We start from the raw sequence: 5,232 nt of genomic DNA on the forward strand, positions 1-5,232 counted from the left end.
CATTCAGCATGACATAGATGATGCTGGGTTCAACGTAACTTAGTAGGGTAGGGTTATGTGTTACAAGTAGCACCCCGCCATTAGAGTATGCTACCTCCTTAATGTAGTCGGCAATTATTCGAACCCCGTCGACATCAAGACCGCTATCGGGCTCGTCGAGGATCAAGTACTTCGGCTTTAGAACCCTGGCTTGAAGTATCTCGCTTCTTTTTCTCTCGCCACCACTGAAACCAATGTTTAAATCCCTAGTGACGAGCTCCTCTTTCAACCCGATGAGCTTTGCCTCCCCGAGTATTCTATCGGGTAATCCTGGCACGTGCTCCAATAAGTCGTTTTTACCCAGCCTCTTATTTACTGCACTCCTTATTAATGATTCAAGCGATACACCTGGGAGCTCAATTGGGTTTTGAAACACGAGAAATAGGCCGGCTAGAGCTCTCTCGTGTGTAGGCTTAAATGTGTAATCTAAGCCATCTATTAATATACTCCCTTTAAGGATCCTATAGGATGGATGCCCCATTATCGCGTATGCTAGGGATGTTTTGCCACTACCATTAGGACCCATTAGGGCAGTGATGCTTCCTGTTTCCACCTTAATGCTTACATCGTTAATGACTATTTTATTGTTTACCTCGACCACTAGGTTCAATGCCTCGAGCATTTCCAATCCCTGTTATTATTTTTATGTTTCAAGGCCTTAAAAATTAGTGGGATACATCGATTTTAATAAATAAATTTTATAATGTTATTATCCCACTAACTGTCAAGATTTAAAACGCTTCCTACGAAACTAATATAATCATATCATTGGAGGGTAAGAGCCATATGAAGAAAGGACTGGATACAATAGTAATAGCGTTAGGAGGAAACGCATTCCAGACCAAAGGAGACAGAGGCGTGGCCGAGGACTATTGGAGAAATGCCTATACTGTCGCAGAACTTATAGCGAGACTCATCGAGGAAAACTATGGCGTCGTAGTGACGCATGGTAACGGCCCACAAGTAGGTATAATCGCGGAATGGATGAGCCTAGGGTTAAAGGAGAAGAACATACCACCGATGCCCCTTGATGTAGCCGGTGCCATGAGTCAGGGATGGCTTGGCTACATGCTACAGCAGGCTTTATATAATAAGCTAGCCGAGAAGAAGCTACTTGGTTCCAAGGTAAGGGGAGTATTAACCATTATCACACAGACGCTTGTAGATAGGAATGATCCAGCCTTCAATGATCCAACAAAGTACATAGGTCCATGGTATAGCAAGGAGGAAGCTGAAAAATTATCGAGAGAACTTGGCTGGGTATTTAAACCAGATCCACGCGGTGGGTATAGGAGGGTTGTGCCATCCCCAGATCCCATAGGCCAGATTGAGATAGATGCCATTAAGATGCTAGTTGAGCAGGGATTCATCGTGATAGCTGATGGAGGCGGGGGAATACCTGTATACAGAGATGAAAATGGCTTATTACATGGATTAGAGGGTGTGATAGATAAGGATCTCGGCGCGGAGAGAATGGCTTCGGCGTTGAAGGCGGATGTATTATTAATATTGACAGATATCGAGAAGGCATTTCTAAACTATGGAACACCAAATGCTAAACCCCTTGACGTGGTAAAGGTTAGCGAGGCATTAAAATACTATAGGGAAGGACACTTCAAGCCAGGGAGCATGGGTCCAAAAATACTTGCCGGGATGAGATTCGTCCAAAACGGGGGTAAGATGGCTGTAATAGCTCATTTGAAGCAGGCTTATGAAGCGTTAAAAGGGAATGCTGGTACAAGAATAATACCTGACTAATCATGTCCATAGTTGGTTTTAAAGAACCTATATCCTTTTTCTCCTATCTCTCATTCTACCTACTTGACTAATACTTTAAATTAAATATGTTTCATATCCTGTAATTTATTATGTGAAAACACGATGTCTCTTAATCAACTTAGAGCAGACTTATAGGTGTCTCCATGAATAAGAGAGTTGCTGGCGTGGTATCGCTGGTGGTTGCGACTATACTTTGGGGTTCATCCTTCTCATTCATTAAGTTATCGGTAACAGACGTATCTCCTCTAACTTACTCATCTCTCAGATCATTTATCGCAGTAATATTGTTGACACCGATTATATTATTGAAAATGTATAGGGGAGTACTATCCATTAACAGCCTATATAAGGGGTTCATCGTGGGCATAGCATATTTCCTTGGCTTATTCCTTCAAGCAGCTGGAACAGTATATACAACACCATCTCTCAGCGCCTTCATAACCGGGCTTAACTCTGTACATGTCCACCTATATATCGCACTCGTTGAAAGGAACTATGGTTTAATAGATGGTATAGCCCTTCTTTTAGCACTCTCCGGCCTATATGTGTTAACCTCTCCGAGCGGTGGGTTAACCATAGGTGTGCTCCTTATTTTCATGGGGTCTATTGCCTGGGCAGCCCAGATAATCCTGGTTTCCCGCTATGGATCCTCTAGTATAATAGAGATATTGTACGGCATGTTCTTACCGGGTGCGCTCACCTATCCCTTTGCATTAATTCTCGGGGGAGCTGTGGGCATTGAGGCTTTGATTTATATAACTTATCTCGCCGTAGCCTGCTCGGTTCTGGCAACTTTTTTCCAGGTATGGGGTCAGAGATATGTTTCCCCTCTAACAGCTGCACTAATATTCCTGCTTGAACCAGTTTTTGCCCTAATCTTCTCGCTGGCGATGGGGTTGGAGGGAATTGAACCATATAAAGTAATCGGGGGAGGATTAATAGTAATAGCCGCCTACCTCTCATCTATGGCCGAGTTATCCTCTAACTGGTCGAAATAAAGAGTGGCATCCCTAAGTATAGCTATTCCGATGTTTCGACTTAAATTTATTTACTTAGCTAAGGTAATATTAAATCAAAGAAGTGGAGGGTATTCCTTGAGGGAAAAAGTTGACGTACTGGTGTCAAATGTCCTGGTTGTAACAATGAATGATGAGCGACGTATCATAGACCATGGATACATTGCTATTAGAGATGATCGAATAGTTGATATTGGAGCAGGAGATGGAACCGATAAGTATATCAGTGAGGAAACAATAAATGGTCGTGGCATGATAGCCATACCTGGGTTAATGTGTGCACACACCCACTTCTACGGACTCCTTTTGACGGGGAGTCCCTGGTTCTCTAGGATAGAACCTCCCACAGATTTCCAGCAGAACCTCCAGAGAATATGGTGGGCCCTAGATGTCGAGTTAACGTATGAAGACGCATATGCTTCAGCCCTCATGGGTTCAATATTGTTCGCTAAGTCGGGTGTAACTAATTTCTTCGATAACATTAGTAGTCCAAACGCGATCAACGGGGTCTTAGACTATATTGAGAAAGGGGTTAGTGAAGTCGGGATAAGAGGGATAATATCCTATGAAGCAACGCAGAGGAGAAGTATAGAGGAAGGGATCAGGGGGTTAAAGGAGAATGAGAGATTCATCATGAAAAATAATAGTGATCCCAACAAGCTGGTGAAAGGAGCTATTTATCTTCATTCAAGCTTCACCGTCACCGATGAATTATTTAGAATGGCCCGTGAAATGGCGGATAATCATAGAGCCTTAATAGCGATACACACAGCCGAGGGATTAGTAGATGTCTACCATAATATAGAGAGGTACGGAGTAAGGCCAGTTGAGAGAATGAAGAAGCTCGGATTCCTCAGAGACGACGTCCACCTGGTGCACTCTGTTAACATCACGGAGGATGAGCTCTACATTATAAGGGAGACAGGGGCGCATGTGGCTCACAACCCCTTAAGCAATATGTTGAACGCTGTTGGAGTAGCCAGGGTACCTGAAATGCTTAGGCTGGGGATAAATGTTGGAATAGGTAATGATGGCTATGTCTTTGATCAATTCGAGAACATGAGGGCAGCATACCTCATCCATAAACTATGGAACAGGGATCCTAGGATACTCACACCTCTCCAGGTATTCGAGATGTCAACCATAAACGTAGCGAAAATGTTTCATGTAGAGGATGAATTAGGAAGTATAGAGAAGGGGAAGAAAGCCGATATAGTATTATTAAGACCTGAAACGCCTTCAACACCGGTTAACTCACAGACTGTTCTAGGGCATATGATTAATGCTTTCGGCAGTAAAGACGTTGACACCGTGATAGTTAATGGTAGAATAATATTGAGGAACCACAGGCTAACCAGGGTTGATGAGGAAAAAGCAGTGGAATACGTTCACAGGGTTGTAGAGCGTTTATGGGATCGACTAATGGAGAGAGGTAAATATCAATTAGACTATGTATGCCCTAGGCAGAAATGAGTTTTTAACCAAAAGACCTTTTTACTTATTTGCTTCTTCCCTATTCGTTTCTAAGTTTACTGGTTTACCATGTTTCAATATGTGTTCAGGTATCTTGTCCATGTGGAGCTTTAGGAATTCTTTATCGCTTGAAAGATTTCTCCTATTGTCTGTCAGCATGTAGACTATCCCGTTTTTAACAGGATACCATCTTCCACAGCTGGTGCAATATAGTACTGCTGTCTTAATACCTATCCTGAGGCACTCCTGGCAAGGATAAACCTTGTTCCTATCTATTTTCTCCTTGAGGTATCCACAGTAATCCTTGCACACTGGTACCTCAATATTTTCTGTGTTTATCTCTTGGGTTTCGGATTCTATTACTGTAATCTCTAATGGGTGATGTTTACAGTGCACGCATACTAGGACATCTAGCCCCCAATATCTCATCACTTACCTACCACCTCCCTTATTATCGAATCAATCGATGATGATATCTCATTCAATCGTTCAATATCCTTAGCCTCGATCATTACTCGGAGCAAGGGTTCCGTACCGCTTGGCCGCACTAGAAACCAGTAATCGGATGAGATGACTTTTACACCATCGATCGTTATTAACCGTTTATCCTTAAACGCTTCTTTAACTAGTTCAACCACTCTTAAAGCCTTCTCACGATCCATCTTATACTTCTTTTTCAAGGTATAATACTTTGGTAGCTTATCGAATAATTGTGATGCTGATGCATTGTACCTGGCCATCATCTCGAGAAATAATGCAGTGGTCATTCCTCCATCACGTACATATTGGTGGGGTGGATACATGAATCCACCGTTCTCCTCGAATCCACATAAGGCATCACCATTCCTTCTCATGGTGTGAGCTATATCGACACTACCCACTTTAAGCCAGGCAACCTCTATGTTGAGGGGTTTCAAAACCTCCT

5 protein-coding genes and 1 pseudogene are annotated in these 5,232 nt (G+C 42.8%); 3 read left to right on the plus strand and 3 right to left on the minus strand.

The window, feature by feature from the left end; genetic code table 11:
• The coding region (sufC, locus tag ACP5N5_RS05455) for a Fe-S cluster assembly ATPase SufC (protein WP_428133662.1) at window positions 1–661 on the minus strand (661 nt) is incomplete at its 3' end.
• 164 nt (window positions 662–825) lie between these two features.
• Between sufC and arcC the strand changes: the two genes are divergently transcribed.
• The 3 genes from arcC (at window position 826) to ACP5N5_RS05470 (ending at window position 4,307) form a co-directional block, all read left to right on the plus strand.
• A complete protein-coding gene (gene arcC, locus ACP5N5_RS05460; protein WP_428133666.1) occupies window positions 826–1,797 on the plus strand; it encodes a carbamate kinase in 972 nt (323 codons plus the stop codon).
• A gap of 164 nt (window positions 1,798–1,961) precedes the next feature.
• Window positions 1,962–2,816 carry a DMT family transporter gene (locus ACP5N5_RS05465; RefSeq protein ID WP_428133668.1) on the plus strand — a complete coding sequence of 285 codons (855 nt, stop codon included), beginning with the start codon at window positions 1,962–1,964 and terminating at the stop codon, window positions 2,814–2,816.
• Between the two features lie 96 nt (window positions 2,817–2,912).
• Window positions 2,913–4,307, plus strand: a complete 1,395-nt coding sequence (locus ACP5N5_RS05470) for an amidohydrolase family protein (RefSeq protein WP_042666909.1) — start codon at window positions 2,913–2,915, stop codon at window positions 4,305–4,307.
• Between the two features lie 21 nt (window positions 4,308–4,328).
• Here the strand turns inward: ACP5N5_RS05470 and ACP5N5_RS05475 are convergent, their stop codons facing one another.
• Window positions 4,329–4,736 carry a Trm112 family protein gene (locus tag ACP5N5_RS05475; RefSeq protein ID WP_042666911.1) on the minus strand — a complete coding sequence of 136 codons (408 nt, stop codon included), beginning with the start codon at window positions 4,734–4,736 and terminating at the stop codon, window positions 4,329–4,331.
• Window positions 4,736–5,232: pseudogene (locus ACP5N5_RS05480) on the minus strand (phosphoglucosamine mutase); the annotation flags it as partial. The gene ACP5N5_RS05475 and the pseudogene ACP5N5_RS05480, both read right to left, overlap by 1 nt.

Origin of the sequence: Desulfurococcus sp., from assembly GCF_049970475.1 — an archaeon.
GTDB classification, from domain to species: Archaea; Thermoproteota; Thermoprotei_A; order Sulfolobales; family Desulfurococcaceae; genus Desulfurococcus; species Desulfurococcus amylolyticus.